General features: G+C 35.8%; 5 protein-coding genes. All 5 read left to right on the top strand.

What is annotated here, in order from left to right; translation table 11 throughout:
* Positions 1-609: PDDEXK nuclease domain-containing protein (locus J1905_RS23435; protein WP_214229620.1), on the top strand; the 609-nt coding region annotated here is incomplete at its 5' end.
* Between the two features lie 258 nt (positions 610-867).
* The gene (locus J1905_RS23440) at positions 868-1,575 is read left to right on the top strand and encodes an RNA ligase family protein (protein ID WP_214229621.1); all 708 of its coding nucleotides are present in this window, start codon (positions 868-870) and stop codon (positions 1,573-1,575) included.
* Positions 1,547-2,668 carry an AAA family ATPase gene (locus tag J1905_RS23445; RefSeq protein WP_250318186.1) on the top strand — a complete coding sequence of 374 codons (1,122 nt, stop codon included), beginning with the start codon at positions 1,547-1,549 and terminating at the stop codon, positions 2,666-2,668. The genes J1905_RS23440 and J1905_RS23445 overlap by 29 nt, the downstream gene beginning before the upstream one ends.
* A 150-nt stretch (positions 2,669-2,818) precedes the next feature.
* Positions 2,819-3,532: a hypothetical protein gene (locus J1905_RS23450; protein ID WP_214229622.1), complete on the top strand. Its 714-nt coding sequence runs from the start codon at positions 2,819-2,821 to the stop codon at positions 3,530-3,532.
* 34 nt (positions 3,533-3,566) lie between these two features.
* Positions 3,567-3,869, top strand: coding sequence for a DUF2695 domain-containing protein (locus J1905_RS23455; RefSeq protein ID WP_214229623.1), 303 nt, complete (start codon positions 3,567-3,569; stop codon positions 3,867-3,869).
* The last annotated feature ends 54 nt before the right edge of the window (positions 3,870-3,923 follow it).

Genomic DNA, 3,923 nt, shown 5'->3' on the forward strand with positions numbered 1-3,923 from the left:
TTGGAGCGTAATATAAATACCTTTTATTATCATAGGTTATTATCTTCAAACGACAAATTAGAAGATGTAAAAGACAGTGAAGTATTAGAAAAACAACAGCCAGAAGATTTTATTAAAGACCCATACATTTTTGAGTTTCTAAATATTCAGCAGCCTGTGACTGCAAATGAGTCTGAAATTGAGACAGCATTAATAGAGAATTTACAACAGTTTTTACTTGAACTTGGAAAGGGATTCTCTTTTGTTGGAAGGCAATTTCGAATTAGTACAGAGATAGACCATTTTTTTATTGATCTGGTCTTTTATAATTATCTGCTTAAATGCTTCGTGCTAATTGATTTAAAAGCAGGTAAACTTACTCATCAGCATGTTGGTCAAATGGATATGTACAGACGAATGTTTGACGATTTAAAGAAACCAGAAGGCGATAGTCCAACAATAGGTATTATTCTTTGTACAGAAAAAAGTGAAACAGTAGTAAAGTATTCTGTAATCAATGATAATCCTAGACTCTTCGCTACTAAATATATGCCTTACCTGCCCACCGAAGAAGAACTAATTGCAGAAATAGAACGTGAGAAAGCAAAACTCAATCTATTTAATAGTTAGTCTAATATTAGTTTTGTTTTTCGATCAGACTATCTGGGAATCCTTTTTATAGAAGGTAAAAGGGCATTATTTATTGAAAAATGTAAATAATAATAACTAATCTATAACTAGAATTGACAGATCAATTTTTTTACATTTGTAAATACATCAACTGCTTAAGTCTTGAGTCATGTAATATCATTTTGCATATAATGTTAAATGACCTTTCCCAGCCGGGGAGGGGGTAATTACTATTTTTTTAATTTTACTTATTACAATATGGCTATTTCACAGAAATATGGTCGTACTTTTCATTATCCATTTTCGCCGGGAACAACAAGCGACGATAGGATTCAGCACGACTATTGGAAATATATACAACAAATACCGACGCTAATACATACCGAAAAACTAGACGGAGAGAATAACTGTTTGTCTAAACATGGTGTATTTGCCCGTTCACATGCAGCTCCAACTACATCGCCCTGGACAGAGAGTCTAAGACGGTTTTGGCAACTCGTTAAATATGATCTTGGCGACCTGGAGTTCTTTATGGAGAACCTTTACGCAATTCACTCTATCGAATATCGTAATTTAGAACATCATTTTTATGTGTTCGGAATTAGGGAGCATGATCGTTGGTTAAGCTGGGAAGAAACTCAATTTTATGCTAATCTGCTCGATTTGCCTCTTGTTCCAGTTATTAAAATGGAACAGAAGCCGGGAAATCAAGAGCAGTTTGAAAAGGAAATGTTAGCACTGGTTAATGGTTCTGGTACATTTGATCCTTACGATGTTCAGCACAAATCAAAAACCACTATGGAGGGGATCGTTACCCGAAATGCCGAGGGGTATGCCGTCGATGATTTTGCAGAAAATGTATTTAAATATGTACGTAAAGGGCATGTAAAAACAGATGAGCATTGGACAAGAAACTGGAAACGAGCATCCCTAATAAATGAAGGAGGTAGTTATGTGGACTATTAGTGAAAACAAAGAATGGGCAGATCTCGAAAGTCGATTTGATTGGGTGAAGCGTATGAAAGAGGTTCCACAAGACGCTCGTTATCATGCAGAAGGTGATGTGGCGACACATACGCAAATGGTTTTGAAAGCTTTGCAAAATGAATCGACTTTTCAACAACTATCTGCACAAGATCGGGAAATTTTATGGGCTGCGGCTTTGTTGCACGATGTAGAGAAATATAGCACCACGGTTCATGAAACTGATGGAAGCATTACTTCGAATGGACATGCACGCAAAGGAGCGCAGTTTGCCAGGAGGCTGTTGTACTTTAATGAACCCACACCTTTTGCCATTCGCGAGCAAATTGTAGGCTTAGTTAGGTATCATGGCTTGCCTATCTGGCTATTCGAAAAGCAGGATCCTTTAAAAGCTTTAGTAAAAGCTAGTATGGAAGTTAATTTGGAATGGCTATGTTTACTGGCAAAGGCTGATATGTTGGGGCGCATTTGCAGCGATCAGGAAGAGATGTTGTATCGTATCGCTTGTTTTGAAGAGTACTGTAAAGAAAATCAGTGTTGGGGCAACGCGCGACGGTTTGATTCGGATCAGGCGCAAATGTACTATATGCAAAATGAAGATGCTTATTTGGATTATATTCCGTTTGAAACACCAGGAGCGGAAGTTATTCTGATGTGTGGTTTGCCTGGTGCTGGAAAAGATAGCTATATTAAAGCGCATTACAACGATTGGCCGATTATTTCATTGGATGGTATTCGTAATGAAAAAGGGATACTGCCAACAGACAAGGTAGGGAACGGACGTGTGATACAGGAGGCAAAAGAAAGAGCAAGAGTTTTCTTGAGAAAGCAACAATCTTTTGTGTGGAATGCAACTAATATAACCAGTCAGATGCGTGTACAGCTGATTGATCTGTTTTTAACTTATAAAGCAAAAGTGAACATCGTGTATATTGAGGTGTCTTACCACAGTTTGCACAATCAAAATAAAAACAGAGATGATGCAGTGCCAGCAGGAGTGTTAGATAAGCTGGTTCATAAACTAGAGGTGCCTGCATTGTGGGAGGCACATAAAGTATTTTATCGAATCAGATAGGAAATGGTTCGAAAAGCACCTAGTTGAGCCCAAGCTTAAAAAGCCGTTTTTCGATAAGAAAAACGGCTTTTGTCTAAACTCTATTATTTTTTATTTCAAACTTTCATATATATATTTGAGTTAGGTGTCCTTTAATAAGACCGTTGAAAAATGATGATAATGCCATCTGACAGAGAATATAAAGCCACTAAGCAAATAATGCTTAGGAAAGCAATTATGAATCCTGACTTTGTTGAACTGGCAAACTTTATTGACCAAACATTTGAGGTTAAGACAATCAATATTCTTTACGATACGATTGACAAAGAAAAGCGACCGCGATTAAATATTTGCTTTGAATTTGAGCATGAAAAACAAAGTTTCAATAAAAATAACGGGAATTTTAACTTCGATAGTAAAAAGCAAAAAACAATAGCGGATAAGTTCAGACAGACTTTAATAGAACAGAAGATCGTGAAACGCAAAGGTTTTTTTGACTTCTTTATGAAACCTAAAAACGAAAAGTATAAAACAAAAAACGTTTGGGTTTATTATAGTGCGTTTGAACCAATAGCAAGGATTGAGGCGAATGAAAATGTTCCGCAAGATAAAGTTGTACAATTAAAAGATGAACTTAACAACAAAGATCTTTGGGAAATATCAAGCTGTTTTTCAAGCATAACTTTCTTTCTTTATACTGAACAACAAGTTAAAGAATACGAAAATAATCATACACAGAAATTATGGGCTGATAGATATTTTGACCTTTTAGAACCATATAATGAATTCGGATATTTTAAGCGAGATAAATTCAATGTTTACCTTGACAGCAAAGAGAACTTTGATACCAACTACGGGAGTAATTGGTATTATTACTATAAATGACAAAATAGGCTGATATATTAAGTTGCAACTAGCTATGAAAGATAAAATCGATAAGGACAGGCGCAAACAAATCCGGAATGAAATTCGTAAAAAGGCCCTTGAAGAGTTTAAGAGTAGCCTTCCAATGAATAAAGAGAACTTTAAAAGACTTTTTGATTATTTAGATAATGAATTAAAGACGTTGGGATGCATGGACGATCACACCATAACTAGGCGTTCCCTAAATATTATTGGAATAGAAAATACAGAGGAAATCTTGGTGTGGTTAATTGACCACAATGGTTATTGCGATTGTGAAATTTTGGCTAATGTTGAAGAGCAATTTGAACAACTATAAGTATAGGATAACGATTTGAATCAGATGATTTCGACCGAAGTACCTACGGTCAAA

This window comes from Pedobacter sp. B4-66 (genome assembly GCF_018492665.1).
Lineage (GTDB): Bacteria > Bacteroidota > Bacteroidia > Sphingobacteriales > Sphingobacteriaceae > Pedobacter.

What these genes read in the sequence shown, in the direction of transcription:
- J1905_RS23440 (WP_214229621.1), top strand. Translation starts at nt 868, where the DNA reads ATGGCTATTTCACAGAAATATGGTCGTACTTTTCATTATCCATTTTCG.
- J1905_RS23445 (WP_250318186.1), top strand. Translation starts at nt 1,547, where the DNA reads ATGAAGGAGGTAGTTATGTGGACTATTAGTGAAAACAAAGAATGGGCA.
- J1905_RS23450 (WP_214229622.1), top strand. Translation starts at nt 2,819, where the DNA reads ATGATGATAATGCCATCTGACAGAGAATATAAAGCCACTAAGCAAATA.
- J1905_RS23455 (WP_214229623.1), top strand. Translation starts at nt 3,567, where the DNA reads ATGAAAGATAAAATCGATAAGGACAGGCGCAAACAAATCCGGAATGAA.